This window comes from Streptomyces sp. NPDC101194 (assembly GCF_044767885.1).
Taxonomy (GTDB): domain Bacteria; phylum Actinomycetota; class Actinomycetes; order Streptomycetales; family Streptomycetaceae; genus Streptomyces.
Genome location: NZ_JBIWOS010000001.1, coordinates 1,391,693 through 1,409,158 on the forward strand (window position 1 = coordinate 1,391,693; position 17,466 = coordinate 1,409,158).

At 73.1% G+C, this 17,466-nt stretch carries 13 protein-coding genes and 1 riboswitch; of the genes, 4 read left to right on the plus strand and 9 right to left on the minus strand.

All coding sequences use genetic code 11. The features are described from left to right. Window positions 1-72 precede the first annotated feature (72 nt). A complete protein-coding gene (locus tag ACIRP2_RS06205) occupies window positions 73-795 on the plus strand; it encodes a ZIP family metal transporter (RefSeq protein WP_404246983.1) in 723 nt (240 codons plus the stop codon). A 23-nt stretch (window positions 796-818) separates the two neighbouring features. Here ACIRP2_RS06205 and cobI read toward each other — a convergent pair whose 3' ends face one another. From cobI to ACIRP2_RS06250, 9 genes are all read right to left on the minus strand, one after another. Beyond that, complete coding sequence (gene cobI, locus ACIRP2_RS06210) at window positions 819-1,565, minus strand: precorrin-2 C(20)-methyltransferase (protein WP_404246985.1); 747 nt, start codon at window positions 1,563-1,565, stop codon at window positions 819-821. Then, window positions 1,562-2,920 (minus strand): cobyrinate a,c-diamide synthase, encoded by a 1,359-nt coding sequence (locus tag ACIRP2_RS06215; RefSeq protein ID WP_404246987.1) that lies wholly within the window; start codon window positions 2,918-2,920, stop codon window positions 1,562-1,564. The genes cobI and ACIRP2_RS06215 overlap by 4 nt, the downstream gene beginning before the upstream one ends. A 10-nt stretch (window positions 2,921-2,930) precedes the next feature. After that, window positions 2,931-3,530 carry a cob(I)yrinic acid a,c-diamide adenosyltransferase gene (gene cobO, locus ACIRP2_RS06220; RefSeq protein ID WP_404246989.1) on the minus strand — a complete coding sequence of 200 codons (600 nt, stop codon included), beginning with the start codon at window positions 3,528-3,530 and terminating at the stop codon, window positions 2,931-2,933. Then, the gene (locus ACIRP2_RS06225; protein ID WP_404246991.1) at window positions 3,530-5,545 is read right to left on the minus strand and encodes a putative cobaltochelatase; all 2,016 of its coding nucleotides are present in this window, start codon (window positions 5,543-5,545) and stop codon (window positions 3,530-3,532) included. The genes cobO and ACIRP2_RS06225 overlap by 1 nt, the downstream gene beginning before the upstream one ends. A 100-nt stretch (window positions 5,546-5,645) precedes the next feature. After that, a complete protein-coding gene (gene cobN, locus ACIRP2_RS06230; protein ID WP_404246993.1) occupies window positions 5,646-9,323 on the minus strand; it encodes a cobaltochelatase subunit CobN in 3,678 nt (1,225 codons plus the stop codon). Next, window positions 9,320-10,861: a cobyric acid synthase gene (locus ACIRP2_RS06235; protein WP_404246995.1), complete on the minus strand. Its 1,542-nt coding sequence runs from the start codon at window positions 10,859-10,861 to the stop codon at window positions 9,320-9,322. Before ACIRP2_RS06235 ends, cobN begins: the two co-directional genes overlap by 4 nt. Then, a complete protein-coding gene (locus ACIRP2_RS06240; protein WP_404246997.1) occupies window positions 10,858-11,871 on the minus strand; it encodes a cobalamin biosynthesis protein in 1,014 nt (337 codons plus the stop codon). The genes ACIRP2_RS06235 and ACIRP2_RS06240 overlap by 4 nt, the downstream gene beginning before the upstream one ends. 144 nt (window positions 11,872-12,015) lie before the next feature. Next, window positions 12,016-12,147: riboswitch (cobalamin riboswitch) on the minus strand. A gap of 172 nt (window positions 12,148-12,319) precedes the next feature. Next, entirely contained in the window at window positions 12,320-12,550 is a 231-nt protein-coding gene (locus ACIRP2_RS06245) for a hypothetical protein (RefSeq protein WP_404246999.1), read from the minus strand. Window positions 12,551-12,572: 22 nt separating this feature from the next. Beyond that, complete coding sequence (locus ACIRP2_RS06250; protein WP_404247001.1) at window positions 12,573-13,838, minus strand: anion permease; 1,266 nt, start codon at window positions 13,836-13,838, stop codon at window positions 12,573-12,575. 263 nt (window positions 13,839-14,101) lie between these two features. On the opposite strand from ACIRP2_RS06250, the gene ACIRP2_RS06255 reads away from it, so the two are divergent. The 3 genes from ACIRP2_RS06255 to ACIRP2_RS06265 all read left to right on the plus strand — a co-directional run bounded on the left by ACIRP2_RS06255 (window position 14,102) and on the right by ACIRP2_RS06265 (window position 17,466). Further along, complete coding sequence (locus ACIRP2_RS06255; protein WP_404247003.1) at window positions 14,102-14,761, plus strand: class II aldolase/adducin family protein; 660 nt, start codon at window positions 14,102-14,104, stop codon at window positions 14,759-14,761. A gap of 81 nt (window positions 14,762-14,842) precedes the next feature. Further along, window positions 14,843-15,970, plus strand: a complete 1,128-nt coding sequence (locus tag ACIRP2_RS06260) for an alpha/beta hydrolase (protein ID WP_404247005.1) — start codon at window positions 14,843-14,845, stop codon at window positions 15,968-15,970. Between the two features lie 185 nt (window positions 15,971-16,155). Beyond that, on the plus strand, window positions 16,156-17,466 hold the full coding sequence (locus ACIRP2_RS06265; protein ID WP_404247203.1) for a hypothetical protein: 1,311 nt from the start codon (window positions 16,156-16,158) through the stop codon (window positions 17,464-17,466).

A 17,466-nucleotide genomic window follows, 5' to 3' on the forward strand; every position in this document is an offset into this window, starting at 1 on the left:
GACAGAAGGGAGGAACGTACGTCAGGGCGCGGTGAGATGCGCGCACCGGGGTCGATCGGCTAGCAAGAGCCCATGGCGGTGTTCGTCGCGCTCGGCGCGTTCCTGATGACCCTGGCCGGCGGCTGGGTCGCCCAACGCGTCACCGACCGCCGCCACCTGGTGCTCGGCTTCGCCGGCGGGCTGATGCTCGGCGTGGTCGGTCTGGACCTGCTGCCGGAAGCGATCGGTGCCGCGGGCGATCCGGTCTTCGGTGTCCCGGCGGCCCTGCTGCTGTTCGTGGCCGGCTTCCTGGCCGCCCATCTGGTGGAGCGTCTGCTCGCCGTACGCCGGGCGGCACACGGCGCGGGCGAGGGCAGGGTCCCGCAGCTCGGACTCACGGCAGCGGCGGCGATGGTCGGCCACAGCCTGATGGACGGTGTCGCGCTCGGTGCGGCCTTCCAGGTGGGTGCCGGAATGGGAGCCGCCGTCGCCCTCGCCGTCGTCACGCACGACTTCGCCGACGGCTTCAACACCTACACGGTCACCAGCCTGTACGGGAACGCCCGCCGCAAGGCCGTGTTCATGCTGTTCGCGGACGCCCTGGCACCGCTCGTGGGCGCGGCGACGACGCTGCTGTTCATCCTTCCGGAGGAAGTGCTCGGCGGCTATCTCGGCTTCTTCGGCGGTGTACTGCTCTACCTCGCCGCCGCCGAGATCCTGCCCGAGGCACACCACGCACACCCGGCCCGCTCCACGCTGCTGTGCACCGTGGTGGGGGTGGGCTTCATCTGGCTGGTGGTGGGCATCGCGGACTGACCACCGCGCCGGGCCCCGGCGCCTCACAATTTCCCGCCCCGCCCGCCGTCGCGCGGCGCGGGCGCGATCAGCGTCGACAGATACGGCAACGGCCCCTCGTCCAGCTCCGCCGCCGGTCGTATCGACTCCTCGGGCAGCCCGAGCGCCGAACCCCACACCGCGTCCTCGGCGCGCCCCGTCTCCCGCAGCGCCGTGGCCACCTCCGCGGCCAGTCGCCCGAACTTGTACGCGACGACCGTGCCCGGACCCTCGAGGGCCTCCTTGAGGACCGCGGCCCCGGCGGTCACCGGCACCAGCGTCAACGGCTCCGTACCCTCCGTCAGCACCGCACCGCTGCGGGCGGCCAGATCCTGCATGGCGGTGATCCCCGGCACGGTCTCCACGCCCGTCCCCGGCAGCAACCGACCGATCGTCTGAGCGAGGTACGTGAACGTCGAGTACACATTGGGGTCGCCGATCGTCGCGAACGCCACCGAGCCGTGCGTACGCAACAGCTCCGCGACCCGCTCGCCCGCCGCGTCCCACGCCGCTTCCCGGCGCGCCCGGTCCGTCCGCTCGTTCAGCGCGAACACCACCCGCACGACCTTGTCGGCCGACACGTAGTGCAGCACGGTCGCCTCGGCGCGCCCCCGCTCACCGGTGTCCATCACCGGCACGACGACGACCGCCGCGTCACGCAGCGCGTTCACGCCCTTGACGGTCACCAGCTCCGGGTCACCGGGCCCGACACCGACGCCGACCAGCCTGCTCGTACCGTGACCGTGGTTCATCCCTTGCACCTCTCAACGAATCGGTGGGCCATACCGGGCGCCGAAGCCCCGTGCGTATGCAGATAACTCGCATGCACGCCCTGCTGTACGAACCCCTCCACCCGGCGCTCCGGCCGATGCAGACCCCACGCCGGTTCGGCCCCGGCGCCCGGCTCCAGCACGGTCCGGTGGAACTCGTGCCCGCGCACGCGCGTCCCGGGCGCCGCCAGCACGCTGTCGGAGACCGCCACGGCCTCCCGGTAGCCGAGCGTCAGCCGTTCGGACATCCGCCCCCGGGCATCGAGGACCCCGCACATCGGCAGCCCGTCGAGCGACCGCGCCAGATACAGCAGCCCCGCACACTCGGCAGCCACCGGAGCCCCGGACTCCACCAGCTCGACAACGGCCTTGCGCAGCGCCTCGTTGGCGGACAGCTCCGACGCGTACACCTCCGGAAATCCGCCACCGACGACCAGCCCCCGAGTGCCCTCGGGCAACGCCTCGTCCCGCAACGGATCGAACGGCACGACCTCGGCCCCGGCGGCCGCGAGCAGCTCGGTGTGCTCGGCGTAGGAGAACGTGAACGCGGGCCCGGCCGCGACGGCGACCCTTCCGGCCCCGGCAACGGGCCCGCCGCACCCGGCCACCGCCCCGGCCGCGTCCCACACCTCGCCCGGCACCCCGGGCGCCGACCGGGCCAACGCCATGAGCGCGTCCAGGTCGCACCCCGCCCGCACCCGGTCCGCCATCGCAGCCACGGCGGCCGACGCGTCGGCCCGTCGCTCGGCCACCGGCACCAGCCCCAGATGCCGCGACGGCACGGCCACCCGCTCCGTCCGCCGCAGCACACCCAGCACCGGCACGCCCGACTCGTCCAACGCTTCCCGCAACAGCGCCTCGTGCCGCGGGGAGCCGACCTTGTTCAGGATCACCCCGCCGATCCGCACCTGCGGATCCCACGAGGCGAAGCCGTGCACCAGCGCGGCCACGGACCGCGACTGCGACGACGCGTCGACGACCAGCACCACGGGCGCCCGCAGCAGCTTCGCGACCTGGGCGGTGGACGCCAGCTCGCCTTCCCCCGACGCCCCGTCGTACAGCCCCATCACACCTTCGACGACCGCCAGGTCGCAGCCCAGCGCCCCGTGCGCGAACAGCGGGGCGATCAGCTCGGGCCCGCACATGTACGCGTCGAGATTGCGCCCCGGGCGTCCCGTGGCCAGCGCGTGGTACCCGGGATCGATGTAGTCGGGCCCGACCTTGTGCGCGGACACGGCGAGACCCCGGCCCGCGAAGGCCGCCATCAGCCCGGTGGCCACGGTGGTCTTGCCGCTCCCCGAGGAGGGCGCGGCGATCACCAGACGCGGAACGTTCACCGCGGGTTCCTCACCATTCGATGCCCCGCTGACCCTTCTGACCGGCGTCCATCGGGTGCTTGACCTTCGACATGTCGGTCACCAGGTCGGCGGCCGCCACCAGCTTCTCGGGCGCGTTGCGCCCGGTGATGACCACATGCTGCGTACCGGGGCGGTTTTGCAGCACCTCGATCACCTCGTCGGTGTCGACCCAGCCCCAGTGCATCGGGTACGCGAACTCGTCGAGGACGTAGAGCCGGTACGTCTCGGCGGCCAGGTCGCGCTTGACCTGCTCCCAGCCCTCGCGCGCCGCCTCCTCGTTGTCGAACTGCTCGTCGCGCTGCACCCACGACCAGCCCTCGCCCATCTTGTGCCAGGTGACGGACCCGCCCTCGCCGCTGGCCCCGAGGACCTTCAGCGCGTTCTCCTCGCCGACCTTCCACTTCGCCGACTTGACGAACTGGAAGACGCCGATCGGCCACCCCTGATTCCAGGCGCGCAGGGCCAGCCCGAAGGCCGCCGTCGACTTGCCCTTCCCGATGCCGGTGTGCACCACCAGCAGCGGGCGGTTGCGGCGCTGACGGGTGGTGAGCCCGTCGTCCGGCACGGTGGTCGGCTGTCCCTGCGGCATTACGCGGCCCTCCTGCTGGTTCCCTGAACGTCCTTGACGAGCCCGGCGATCGAGTCGGCCCGCAGTTCGTCGAGCGTGACGGCGGTGCCCCCCAGATCGCGCGCGAGGCTTCCCGCGAGACCGAGCCGTACGGGCCCCGACTCGCAGTCCACGACGACGCAGGCGGTGCCCTCGGCCCCGTGCAGCCGCGCCGCCCGTGACGCCAGCGCCACCGGCTCGGGCCCCCCGGTCGCCCGGCCGTCGGTCACCACGACCAGCAATGGCCGCCGCGACGGATCACGCAGCCGCTCCACGCGCAGCACGTCATGGGCCTTCAACAGCCCGGCCGCCACGGGGGTGCGTCCCCCGGTCGGCAGCATCTCCAGCCGCGCCGCGGCCGCGTCCACCGACGACGTCGGGGGCAGTACCACCTCGGCGCCCTTGCCCCGGAAGGTGATGAGCCCGACCTTGTCCCGCCGCTGATACGCGTCCAGCAGCAGCGAAAGGACCGCACCCTTCACGGCGCTCATCCGCTGCCGGGCGGCCATCGACCCGGAGGCGTCCACCACGAACAGCACGAGGTTCCCCTCGCGCCCCTCCCGCGTCGCCTGCCGCAGATCGTCCCGCCGGACCACCAGTCCGCGCCCCGACCGCCCACGTGCCCGCTGATGCGGGGCGGCGGCCTGCACGGTCGCCGCCAGATGCAGCTTGGTCAGGGTGCCCTGCGGACGCCGCGCGCCGGTCGTGCGGCCGTGCTCGGTACGCGCCCGGGACCGCCGCCCCGCCGCACCCTCGCCCAGACCGGGCACGCTCAGCATCTTCGTGCGGAACGGCTCGGCGGCGCGTACGGGCTGCTGCTCACCGCCGCCGGAAGACTGCTGCCCCTGCCCCTGCCCCTGCTCGGGCACGGACTGCGCGGGCGTGTCGCCGGCCTCGCCCTCGGGCTGCGGCGGCGTGTCGGGCCCGTCGCCCCGCGGGGGACGGCCGCCGCCACCGGGGCCGTCCGGATCCGGGTCGTCGTCCTCGCCGCTGTTCTGCTCCAGCGTGTCGTCGAGCTTGTCCTCGTCCAGGCCCGGCGCGTCGAAGGGGTTGCGCCGACGCCGGTGCGGGAGCGCGAGCAGAGCGGCCTGCCGCACGTCCTCGGCCAGCACATCCGTACGGCCCGCCCAGGCGGCCAGCGCCGTGGCGGTCCGGGCCATCACGATGTCCGCGCGCATCCCGTCGACCTCGAAGGCCGCGCAGGTGGCCGCGATCTGCCGCAACGCCCCGTCTCCGAGGCGCACTTCGGGGAGCAGGGCCCGCGCGGCGACGATCCGGGCGCGCAACGCGCCCTCCTCGTCGGCCCACAGGGCGGCGAACCCCGCCGGATCGTCGTCGTACGCCAGGCGCCGCCGCACGACCTCGACCCGCTGATCGGTCTCGCGGGACGCGGCGACCTCGACGGTCAGCCCGAACCGGTCGAGCAACTGCGGTCGCAGTTCCCCCTCTTCGGGGTTCATCGTCCCGACGAGCAGGAAACGTGCTGCGTGCCGTACGGAGACACCTTCGCGCTCCACGTACGAGGCGCCCATGGCGGCCGCGTCCAGCAGCAGGTCCACGAGATGGTCGTGGAGGAGATTGACCTCGTCGACGTAGAGAATCCCGCGATGCGCGTCGGCGAGCAGCCCCGGCTCGAACGCCTTCACGCCCTCGGCGAGCGCCCGCTCGATGTCGAGCGCGCCGACGAGCCGGTCCTCGGACGCGCCGACGGGCAGTTCGACCGTGCGCGCGTTCCGCGACACGCCCGTCCCGGGTTCGTGGGGGCCGTCGGGACACGCCGGATCGGGCGACGCGGGATCGCACGAGAACCGGCAGCCGGAGACGACGGAGACCTCCGGCATGAGTGCGGCGAGGGCGCGCACGGCCGTGGACTTGGCGGTGCCCTTCTCGCCGCGCACCAGCACTCCGCCGACGGCGGGAGAGACCGCGTTCAGCAGCAGCCCGAGCCGGAGATCGTCCTGTCCGACGAGAGCGGTGAAGGGGTACGGCGCACTCACGATGCCTCCTTGGGGGTACGGCGGGGTGTCAGCCCCGCCGGCGTCCGGCGGGCGGATGTCCGGCGGCGGAGCCCCCGGTGGACAGGCGTGGACGGACCGCTCACTCGTCCCCCTCCAGATCGCCTTCGAGCTCCAGATACGTGGCCCGCAGCCGCTCCAGCGTCTCTGCGTCCGGCTCGGCCCACAGGCCCCGCTCGGCCGCTTCCAGCAGACGCTCCGAAATCCCGCGCAGCGCCCAGGGGTTGGACTTCTTCATGAAGTCCCGGTTGGTCTCGTCGAAGACGTACTCCGCCGACAGCCTCTCGTACATCCAGTCGTCCACGACTCCCGCCGTGGCGTCGTACCCGAACAGGTAGTCCACGGTCGCGGCCATCTCGAAGGCGCCCTTGTACCCGTGTCGGCGCATGGCCGCCATCCATCGAGGGTTCACCACCCGCGCCCGGAACACCCGGTGCGTCTCCTCGCCCAGAGTGCGCGTCTTCACCTGGTCGGGCGTGGCGCTGTCGCCGACGTACGCCTCGGGCGACTCGCCGGTCAGATGCCGCACCATGGCGACCATGCCGCCGTGGTACTGGAAGTAGTCGTCCGCGTCGACCAGGTCGTGCTCGCGCGTGTCGACGTTCTTCGCCGCCACCGCGATCCGCCGGAACGCCGTCTCCATGTCGCCGCGCGCCGCCCGCCCGTCGAGCCCGCGCCCGTAGGCGTAACCGCCCCAGACCGCGTACACCTCGGCCAGGTCCGCGTCGCTGCGCCAGTTCCGTGCGTCGATCAGCGGCAGCAGCCCCGCCCCGTACGCCCCCGGCTTGGACCCGAAGATGCGTGCCGTGGCCCGCCGCCGGTCGCCGTGGACCGCCGTGTCCTCGTCCGCGTGCGCCCGGACATGGTTGGCGTCGGCCGGCTCGTCCAGCTCCGCCACCGTCCGGACCGCGTCGTCGATCAGCCCCACCACATGCGGGAACGCGTCGCGGAAGAACCCGGAGATCCGCACCGTCACGTCGATGCGCGGGCGCCCCAGCTCGCTCACCGGCACGACCTCGAACCCGGTCACCCGCCGCGAGGCGTCGTCCCACACCGGCCGGCAGCCGAGCAGCGCCAGGATCTCCGCGATGTCGTCGCCCTGCGTACGCATGGCGGAGGTGCCCCACACGGTCAGGCCGACCGACCTCGGGTAGTCGCCCGTGTCGGCGAGATACCGGGCGATCAGGGAGTCGGCGAGCGACTGACCGACCTCCCACGAGAGCCGCGACGGAATCGCCTTCGGGTCCACGGAGTAGAAGTTGCGTCCCGTCGGCAGCACATTGACGAGCCCGCGGGTGGGGGAGCCCGAGGGACCCGCCGGTACGAAGCCGCCGTCCAGGGCCCGCAGGATGTGGTCGATCTCGTCCGTCGTCCGGGCCAGCCGCGGCACGACCTCCTCGCACGCGAAGCCCAGTACGGCGACCGCATCCGGGAGTTCGAAGCCCAGCACGTCCCGTACCAGCCCCGCGGCGGCGGCGATGTCCCAGCCGCGCTCCTCCATGCCCTCCGCGAGCCGGCGGCACAGCCGCTCCAGCAGATCGATCGCGTCGGATCCGGTGCGCGCCGGACCGTCGACCAGCTCGGTCAGCTCGACCGGCACCTTCACCGCGGCGCCGGGCTCGGCCAGCAACTCCTTCTCACTGAGCCCGAAGTGCCCGGCGATCGAGGCCCGCAGTCCCGGCAGCGCGTTCGCCGTGCCGCCCCACACCTGGGAGGCGCGCAGCACGGCCAGCACCAGGTTGACCCGCGCCTCGTCGACCGGGCCGCCACCGAGGACGTGCAGGCCGTCGCGGATCTGGACGTCCTTGATCTCGCAGAGGTAGCCGTCGATGTGCATGACGAACGAGTCGAAGTCGTCGTCGCCCGGCTGTTCGTCGACATGGAGGTCGTGGTGCAGCTCGGCGGCCTTCACCAGCGTCCAGATCTGCGCCCGCACCGAGGGTGCCTTGGCCGGGTCGAGGTCACTGACCAGCGCGTACTCGTCGAGCAGTTGCTCCAGCTTGGCCAGGTCGCCGTAGGTGTCGGCGCGCGCCATCGGCGGCACCAGATGGTCCACCACGGTGGCGTGTCCGCGTCGCTTGGCCTGGGTGCCCTCGCCCGGGTCGTTGACGATGAACGGGTAGATCAGCGGCAGTTCGCCGAGCACGGCGTCGGGGCCGCAGCCGGCGGACAGACCGAGGCCCTTGCCCGGCAGCCACTCCATCGTTCCGTGCTTGCCCATGTGGACGACGGCGTCCGCGCCGAAGCCCCCCTCCGATGCCGCGGCCTCCAGCCAGCGGTACGTCGCCATGTAGTGGTGCGACGGCGGCATGTCCGGGTCGTGGTAGATCGCGATCGGGTTCTCGCCGAAGCCGCGCGGCGGCTGGATCAGCACCACCACGTTCCCGAACCGGAGCGAGGCGAGGACGATCTCGTCCCCGTCCACGTACAGCGAACCCGGCGGCTCGCCCCAGTGCTCCAGCATCGAGTCGCGCAGCCCCGGTTCCAGCGTGTCGAACCAGGCCCGGTAGTCGGCGAGGGACACGCGCGCGGGGGCGGCCGCGAGCTGATCCTCGGTCAACCACTCGACGTCGTGCCCACCCGCCTCGATCAGACGGTGGATGAGCTCGTCGCCGTTGTCCGGGTAGCCGTCGACCGCGTAACCGGCGTTCCGCAGGGCGTCCAGGACCCGTACCGCCGACGCGGGCGTGTCCAGGCCGACGGCGTTGCCGACGCGGGAGTGCTTGGTCGGATAGGCGGTGAAGACGAGCGCGAGCTTCTTCTCCGCGTTCGCCTTGTGCTTGAGGACGGCGTGGCGCACCGCGACACCGGCGACACGCGCGGCGCGCTCGGGGTCGGCGCGGTACACCGGTACGTCGTCGGGTCCCTGCTCCTTGAAGGAGAACGGGACGGTGATCAGCCGGCCGTCGAACTCCGGGATCGCGACCTGCATCGCGGCGTCCATGGGGGAGAGCGCGGCGTCCGACGCCTCCCACGCGGCACGCGAGGAGGTCAGGCACAGGCCCTGGAGCACCGGGACGTCCAGATCGGCCAGCGCGCCGATGTCCCAGGCCTCGTCGTCGCCCCCGGCGGAGGCGTCCGAGGCGCGGGTGCCGCCCGCCGCGAGGACCGTGGCGACCAGGGCGTCCGCCCTGCCGAGCAGTTCGTAGAGACCGGCGTCCGCGCCGCGCAGCGAACCGCAGTACACCGGCAGGGCGTTGGCGCCACGGGCCTCGACCGCGTCGCAGAGGACGTCCACGAACGAGGTGTTCCCGGACAGCTGGTGCGCCCGGTAGAAGAGCACGCCGACGGTCGGGCGGCCCTCGGTGAACGCGCGGTCGCCGTGCAGGCCCCACTCGGGCATCTTCTGCGGCTCGGCGAAGCCGTGACCGGTCAGCAGGACGGTGTCGGAGAGGAAACGGGCCAGCTCCACGAGGTTTCCGGGGCCGCCCTCCACGAGGTAGCGCAGGGCCTCTGCGACGACACCGGCCGGTACGGACGACTCGGCCATCAGCTCCGCGTCCGGCACGGCCTCGCCGCCGAGCAGCACGGTGGGGACACCGGACGCCTTGAGGACGGCCAGCCCGTCCTCCCAGGCGCGTTTGCCGCCCAGGAGACGGACGACGGCGACGGCGGCACCCTCGATCAGCGCGGGGAGTTCCTCGTGGACGTCGATGCGCGTGGGGTTGCCGATCCGGTACGGCGCGCCGGAGGCGCGGGCGGCGAGGAGGTCCGTGTCGGCGGTCGACAGCAACAGCACGGTGCTCGTAGGGGCGTTCATGCGCGTGCTCCAGGTGCTCCGGGGGCGATGAAGGGAAGTCCCGAGGGCGCGCCCGACTCGATGAGCCGGAGCAGCGCGTCGGTGTCCGCGTGTTCTTCGACGAGGTCGCCGAGGCGGTCGAGCTGTTCCTCGCGCAGGGTGGCGAAGGCGGTGTCGGGGGCGGGGACGAAGCGCCGGCCGGCGGCCCGTGCGACCTCGGCCAGGAAGCGGCGGCGGAATTCGTCGCTCTCCAGCGAGCCGTGCCAGTGGGTGCCCCACACGGCACCGACCCGGCAGCCGTCGAGGCTGCGTCCTCGGTCATCGGACATGAATGCTTGCCCGCCGCGCACGTCGGCGACGCCGTGGTGGATCTCGTACCCCTCCACGGGGGCGCCGAGCGCCTCGCCCGAGGGGCGGGCGAGGGTCTTCTCGCGGTCGAAGCGGATGCGTACGGGCAGCAGGCCGAGGCCGTCGACGTGCCCGGCCCGTGACTCGACCTCGTCCTCGATGTGTTCGCCGAGGATCTGGAAGCCGCCGCAGATGCCGAGGACCGGTCTGCCCTCGACGGCACGCCGGACCAGGGCGTCGGCGAGACCGCGCTCGCGCAGCCAGGCCAGCGCCTTCACGGTGCCTCGGGTGCCCGGCACGACGACGAGGTCGGCGTCGGCCAGTTCCTCGGCGCGGTCCACGAACCGGACGACGACGCCCGGTTCGGCGGCCAGCGCGTCCACATCGGTGAAGTTCGACATCAGGGGCACGGCGCACACCGCGACGCGCAGCACGTCGTCGCCGTGCGGCGGCGCGACGACCGATTCGCGGACGGTCCCGCGCAACGAGACCCGCAGACCGTCCTCCTCGTCGATGCCGAGACCGTGGGCGAAGGGCAGCACCCCATAGGTCTGTCGTCCGGTGATGCCGCGCAGCATCTCCAGGCCCGGCTCCAGCAGCGACACGTCACCGCGGAACTTGTTGACGAGGTAGCCGGCGATGAGCGACTGGTCCTCGGCGTCGAGCAGCGCCGTCGTACCGAAGAAGGAGGCGAAGACGCCGCCGCGGTCGATGTCGCCGACGACCACCACCGGGAAGCGGGCCGCCCGTGCGATGCCCATGTTCACGATGTCCGTGCGCCGCAGATTGATCTCGGCCGGACTGCCCGCCCCCTCGCAGATCACCGCGTCGTACGTGCCCCGAAGCCGTTCCAGACAGTCCACGACCGTGGAGAGGAGCGCTTCCTGCCGCCCCCCGTGGTAGCCGCGTGCGCTCATCTCGCCCACCGGTCTGCCCATCAGGACGACCTGGCTGGAGCGGTCGCCCCCGGGCTTGAGCAGGACCGGGTTCATCAGCGCGGACGGCTCCACCCGGGCGGCCTGGGCCTGCATGGCCTGGGCGCGCCCGATCTCGGCGCCCTCACGGGTGACGAACGAGTTCAGCGACATGTTCTGCGCCTTGAACGGCGCCACCTTCACGCCCTGGCGCACCAGCCAGCGGCAGATGCCGGCGGTGACGACGCTCTTGCCCGCGTCCGAGGTGGTCCCGGCGACCAGCAGTCCGCCGCTCATGTACGTCTCCGTCCTGCGATCCGGGTTACCGCCGCGGCGGCTCCCGCGGTCCGGCGCCCCGCGACGCGTCGTGCGGCGAGGCTCGCGCCCAGCCGTCCCGCCACGCACACGCCCAGGGCGAGCGCGCTCACCCGGCGCGACAGCCGCACCGCACGTTCGATGTCCTCGGTCTCCACCGCCCGGCCCGTCGCCCCGCCCAGGACGGGGCGGTGCTCGACCCGCCCGCCGTACGCGAGGGTCCCGCCGAGCCGCACGCCGAGCGCGCCCGCGAACGCGGCCTCCACCGGGCCCGCGTTGGGGCTCGGGTGCTTGGCCGCGTCGGCCCGCCAGGCCCGCACCGCGTCTCCCGGCCGCCCCCCGGCGGCCACGGCGAGCAGGGCCGTGAGCCGGGCACCGGGCCAGCCCGCGACGTCGTCGAGGCGGGCGGAGGCCCAGCCGTAGCGCCGGTGGCGGGGCGACTTGTGGCCGACCATGGCGTCGAGGGTGTTGACGGCCCGGAAGCCGACGAGCCCCGGCACCCCGGCCAGCGCGCCCCACACCAGGGCGCCGACCACGGCGTCCGAGGTGTTCTCGGCCACGGACTCCACCACGGCGCGGGCGATCTGCGGTCCGTCGAGCGAATACGGGTCGCGTCCGCACAGATGCGGCAGACGCTCGCGGGCCGACTCGACGTCACCGGCGGCCAGGGCGCCGCCGATCGCCCGGGCCTCACGCCCCAGGGACGTACCCCCGACGACGGACCACGTGGCGGCCGCGGTCAGCGCGACGGAGGCGGCGGGACGGCCGCGCAGGGCACGGGTGATCAGCGCGGCTCCACCCGCGGCGCCCCCGGCCAGGACAAGGGTGTGCAGCGCGCCCCACCCGCGGTGGTCGCGCCACAGACCGCGTTCGACAGCCGCCGCGGCCCGCCCGAAGGCGGCGACCGGATGCCCCCTGCGGGGGTCACCGAGCAGCAGGTCGCCGATCAGGCCGGCCGTGGCGCCGTACGCGAAAATGCGATCGGCACGCACGGCTCAACCGGCCGACGCGCCTCGAAGGACCTTCGTACAGGCGGCTCTCGACGAGAGCGCCACAGCAACGGACGCACGGCAGCCAGGCATGGCGATATGTCCTCACTCAGGGTCCGCGCCCTGGTTCGACGTGACCGGCGACGAGAGTCTCCTGGCTCCCGGATCCGCAGTTCCCCCGGCCTTCCAGCCCGCTCGCGCGCGCCGTGACTTCCGGTGTGGGGGACTGCTCCCCGGTGACAGTGGCGGGACCGCGCCGGATTCGCACCGGCTTCCTCTGCTGTCGCCGTAATTGGCTCCGGCAGTCCACCACGCTCCGCGAACGCCCGTCAACCTGCCGTTGACCTGCGACGGCGCAGTGTGCTGAGACCCACATCGGGCGGGGCACGCCGGACCGGGCCGGCCACATGAGGTGTGTCCGGCCCGGTCGGGGGAGTGTGCGGGGGAGGGCTCAGGCGACGATCAGATAGATCCCGTACGCGACCGCCGCCGCGCACAGCCCGAAGCAGACGTACGCGCCGGCGCGGGCCAGCAGCAGGGAGCCGCCGGAGCCGCCCTGCGCCGCCGGTTCGGGCTGCTTGGAGAGACCGACGATGCCCAGGGTGAAGAGACCCACCAGCGCGACGGTGACGACGAGGGAGACGCCGAATACGGAGCCGAGGGCTGCCCAGTCGATTTTCATGCTGAATCCTTAGACGGCTGGCCTAGACGGTGGCGGGTCGCGCCGGGTCCTGGGGGGTTCCGGCCGGGGCCGGAATGGTGGTCTTGAGGTCCTGGGTCGCCGCCTGGGCCGCGGTGGGCGGCGGGCTGACGGCGGCGATGGCCGTGGTGACGACGCCCGCGGGCTCGGTCACGCCGTCCGCCGGCGCGACATCGCCGTGGCCGACCGGCTTGCGGCGCGACACCAGCCAGATCGAGCCGGAGCCCGCGACCAGCAGCGCCGCGACGACGACGACACCCCAGGTGCCCTGCTTGGTGAGGAGTTCCGCGCCCGCGCCGACCAGGCCCGCGGCCGGCAGCGTCAGACCCCAGGCGACGAACATCCGGGTGGCGGTGGACCAGCGGACCACACCGCCCTGACGGCCGAGGCCCGCGCCCATCACGGCGCCGGAGCAGGACTGGGTGGTGGAGAGGGAGAAGCCGAGGTGCGAGGAGGCCAGGATGACCGTGGCCGCGCTGGTCTGGGCGGCGAAGCCCTGCGGCGGCCTGAGGTCGGTGAGGCCGCTGCCCATGGTGCGGATGATGCGCCAGCCGCCCAGATAGGTGCCGAGCGCGATGGCCGTACCGGCCGCGACGATGACCCAGACCGGCGGGTTGGCGCCGGGGTGCAGGACGCCGCCGGTGACCAGGGCCAGGGTGATGATGCCCATGGTCTTCTGCGCGTCGTTGGTGCCGTGGGCGAGGGAGACCAGTCCGGCCGAGGCGATCTGACCGGCGCGGTAGCCCTTGGCGGTGGCCTTCTCCTGGGCGTCGTTGCGGATCTTCCCGCCGATCCGGTACGTCAGCCGGGTGGCCAGCAGCGCGGCCAGGCCGGCGACGATCGGGGCGGCGACCGCGGGGAGCAGCACCTTGGTGACGACCGTGCCGCCGTTGACCGAGGACCAGCCCGCCGACATCACGGCGGCACCGATCAGGCCGCCGAACAGGGCGTGCGAGGAGCTGGACGGCAGTCCGACCAGCCAGGTCAGCAGATTCCAGAGAATGGCGCCGACGAGTGCCGCGAAGATGACCTCCGTCCGCAGCCCGTCCTCGTTGATGATCCCGCCGGAGATCGTCTTGGCGACCTCCACGGACAGGAACGCGCCGACGAGGTTGAGAACGGCGGACATGGCCACCGCTGTCTTCGGTCTGAGCGCACCGGTCGAGATGGTCGTCGCCATCGCGTTGGCGGTGTCGTGGAAACCGTTCGTGAAATCGAACACTAGAGCTGTCACGATCACAATCGCGAGGAGCAGCGTGATGTGTTCCATTTACCCAGGCAATCGTTCGACGTCATTGGCACGTGGACCGTAGGCAACCTGGGTGAACGGAAGATGAACTGGGAAGGGCACTGTGGTGACTGCAAACGGAGTCAGGTCACTCGGTTTGTCCTCCCCGGTGTCGTGCGCGCCGGGGGAGGGGCCTCAAGGGGGCTGATTTCGGCCCCCGGCACCCCTTTTGCGAACTTCACCGGTTTGTGACTTCTGTGATCGATCGCATGTCCGTTCGGCATCCGGGCTGACAGGATCTCCGCATGAGCGATCAGCAGCGGGACGCGATCGGACGGGCCTGGGACGCAGTCGTCGCCACCGCCCGCAGGACGGCCGCCGACGGCCTCGTCGTGGGAACCTCGGGAAACGTGTCGGCCCGGGTCGGCGGGACGATCCTGGTCACCCCCAGCGGAGTGCCGTACGAGAGGCTCGGTCCCGAGGACGCCGTCGGCGTCGATCCGGAGGGCAACCAGGTCCTCGGCAAACTGGCCCCGACCAGCGAACTCCCGCTCCATCTCGCGGTTTACCGGAACAGTGAGGCCGCCGCTGTCGTGCACACCCACGCGGTGCATGCCACGGCCGTCTCCACTCTCGTCCCCGAGGTGCCCCCGATCCACTACGCCGCCGCCGTGCTCGGCGGCACCGTCCGGGTCGCGGCCTACGCGCGCTACGGAACCGAGGAACTGGCCGAGAACATGCTGGCCGCCCTGCGGGACCGCACGGGCTGCCTGCTCCAGAACCACGGGACCGTCACCCACGGAGCCACCCTCGAAGAGGCGTACGACCGGACCGCCCAGCTGGAATGGCTCTGCCGGCTCTGGCTCGCCGCGAGCTCCGTACCCGGTCGGACCCCGAACCTCCTCTCCACGGCCCAGCTGCGCGACGTGCAGGAGGCGCTGAAGGGGTACGGACAGCCGGGCTGAACCGGCGGTCCCGCCCCCTGCCGGGCCACCGGACGGCCTCTTCCGCTGGCAGGGTGCGGAACGCCCCACGACACTGGAGCCGTGCGCCCGGCAACAGTCACGGCAGCAGCCGTCACCACGATCCTCGGCGTCGGTGCGGCAGCGGTCGCCGCCGGCCGGTACGCCAGCGACGCCGCCCTCAGGGCGCCGTCCGGAAGGCCGCTCCCCACCGATCGCGGACTCACCGTGCACGCCACGGCCGCCGGGCAGATCACCCTGACCCGTTCCTTCGCCGCCCTGCGGCCCGGTACGTACGGACTGGTGGGCGACGACCTCCACGCCGTGGTCGGCCCGGTGATCGAACACGCCCACCACGCCCCCGACACCGTCGTCCGCAGACTGGAACGCGTCGACCGAGGCAGCCTGGAACCCGGCACCAAGGTCCGGATCACCCCGCAGCTGCACAGCGGCGACCCCTCCTCGGCCCTCGGCCTCGACCACGAGGAGGTCGGGATCCCCGGTGAACTCGGCACCCTGCCCGCCTGGTTCCTGCCCGGCCCCCGCGACACCTGGGTGATCACCGTGCACGGCCTCGGGACCACCAGGGAACACCCCATGAACGTCATGGGGTTCCTGCACGATCTGCGCCTGCCCGTGCTCGATCTCGCCTACCGCGGTGACGCCGGGGCCCCGCGTTCCCCCGACGGCCTCGCCCATCTCGGCGAATCCGAATGGCGCGACCTGGACGCGGCGATCCGTTTCGCCGTGCGGTACGGGGCCGAGAAGGTCGTCCTGCACGGCTGGTCCACCGGCGCCTCGATGGCGCTGCACGCGGCCGTCAACTCCGCGCTGCGCGACCGGATCGGCGGTCTCGTCCTCGACTCGCCGGTCCTGGACTGGGTCGCCACGCTGCGCGCCCTGGCCGTCGCCCGCGGTGTCCCCGCCGCGTTGCTGCCGCTCGCCGTCCGGGCCGCGCAGGGGCAGACCGGGCTGCACGGTGCCCGGCTCCTGGACGGCTCCCTCGCACCGGCGCTGCGTGCCCCGACCCTGATCTTCCACGGCCCGGACGACACCCTGGCTCCCTGGCAGCCCTCCCGCGATCTCGCGGCCCGCCGCCCGGAACTCGTGGCGCTGCATGCCGTACCGCAGGCTCCGCATGCGGCGATGTGGAATGCCGATCCGGTCCACTACGAAGAGATCCTGCGCCGCTTCCTCACGCCCCTGATGTGAGCTGATGCGCGGGATCGGCCGGTTGCCGCCGGAGCCGGCCCGGCACCCCTTTGCCCGCGAATTCAGGTTCCGTTTGGGCTTTCGGGCCGTCAGGGGCAAGACTGCTCCCCGTGACGTCCCGTACTCCGCGCGACTCCAGGCTGCGACTTGTCCGCCCGCGACCCCTTGCCACCGCTCGCAACGCCGTGACCACCCGGCGCACCAGGCCGGCCCCGCGCCCCCCGGAGGGCACCCCGCCCCGGGCGGAACTGGCCCGCCAGGCCAGGACGGCCCTCGCCGACGCCGTACGGATCGCCCGCTGGGCGGCGGACGGCGCGATCCCCGGCGCTCCGCCGCCGGCCGCCCATGCTCTCGAACGGGCCGCGACGGCCCTGGAGTTGTCCCCGGCCCAGGTGCGCTCCGGCTGGGACCGGGCCCGCCTCGCCGGACTCGTCGAACTGCACGGGGGCACCGCACGTCCCGGCTGGCGGCTGCGCGCCTGGGACCGCGACGACTCCGCCGTGCTGCGCGGCTGGGTGGCGCTCTTCGACGCCTGGTCGCTCGTCCACCCCGCGCCCGACGGCATCGAGTCGACCGCGGTCGCCGAGGCCGTCGAGGCCGTGCCGCAGGTGCTCTCCCTCCTCCAGCTCTCGGCCGGCCCGGTCACCGTGCCCGCCCTCCTGGACCTTCTCGGCCAGCGCGTCGCGGAACTCCACGAGGAGCGCTGCGAGGTGCCGTACGGGCCGGAGGCGACGCCCGGACCGGCCGAAGCCGCCCCCGCGGCACACCCCGCCGCCCTGGTCGCCCTGCTTCTGGACTGGGCCCTGGAGGGTCTGGCCGCCGTCGGTGCGCTCACCCTGGGCGCCGGGCACGCCACCCTCACCCCGCTCGGCAACTGGGCGGTCTGGGTCAAGCTGGAACAGATCTGCGTGGCGGCCCAGAGCCCGGCCGGGAACATCGAGCAGTCCGCCGCCGACATGCTCCTCGGCTGCGCCCGGCTCACCCCCGGCCCCGCCCGTGACGAGTACCGCGCCTGGCTCGCCGCCCGCCCCGTCGGCAGCGCCGTCGCCGAACTCCTCGCCGTCGCCCGGGGCGAGGACGCGCTGCTGCGCGGGCTCGCCTTCGAGGCGCTCCGGGTCGTGGGCGCCCCCGCCGAACCCGAGGTGCGCTCCGTCGCCGACGACCCCTCGCTGCGCCCCTACGCACTGCTGTGGCTGGCCGAGTACGAGGGAACCGACCCCGAGGACGCCCAGGACGTCCTCAGCCGGGAGGAGGCCACCTGGCTCTGGGTGGACACCGCCGCGGCCGTCGCCGACCACGGGGAGACCGGGCTGCTGGTCCGCCATCTCGACTCGGCCGTCCAGGGCACCGTCCCGGCGCTGCTGGACGAGGTCCGGGCCGTCGGGCACCCCCGCACCGTGCAGGTCCTGGTCGCCCTGGCCGCCGCGCACCCGGACCCCGCGCTGGCCAAAGCGGTGCGCCGGGCCGCGTTCCAGGTGCACACGGGCGGCGCGTAG

Bases quoted from the DNA above. Each gene is read 5' to 3' on its own strand.
- ACIRP2_RS06205 (WP_404246983.1), top strand. From the start codon at position 73: ATGGCGGTGTTCGTCGCGCTCGGCGCGTTCCTGATGACCCTGGCCGGC.
- cobI (WP_404246985.1), bottom strand. From the start codon at position 1,565: ATGAACCACGGTCACGGTACGAGCAGGCTGGTCGGCGTCGGTGTCGGG.
- cobO (WP_404246989.1), bottom strand. From the start codon at position 3,530: ATGCCGCAGGGACAGCCGACCACCGTGCCGGACGACGGGCTCACCACC.
- cobN (WP_404246993.1), bottom strand. From the start codon at position 9,323: ATGAACGCCCCTACGAGCACCGTGCTGTTGCTGTCGACCGCCGACACG.
- ACIRP2_RS06235 (WP_404246995.1), bottom strand. From the start codon at position 10,861: ATGAGCGGCGGACTGCTGGTCGCCGGGACCACCTCGGACGCGGGCAAG.
- ACIRP2_RS06245 (WP_404246999.1), bottom strand. From the start codon at position 12,550: ATGAAAATCGACTGGGCAGCCCTCGGCTCCGTATTCGGCGTCTCCCTC.
- ACIRP2_RS06250 (WP_404247001.1), bottom strand. From the start codon at position 13,838: ATGGAACACATCACGCTGCTCCTCGCGATTGTGATCGTGACAGCTCTA.
- ACIRP2_RS06255 (WP_404247003.1), top strand. From the start codon at position 14,102: ATGAGCGATCAGCAGCGGGACGCGATCGGACGGGCCTGGGACGCAGTC.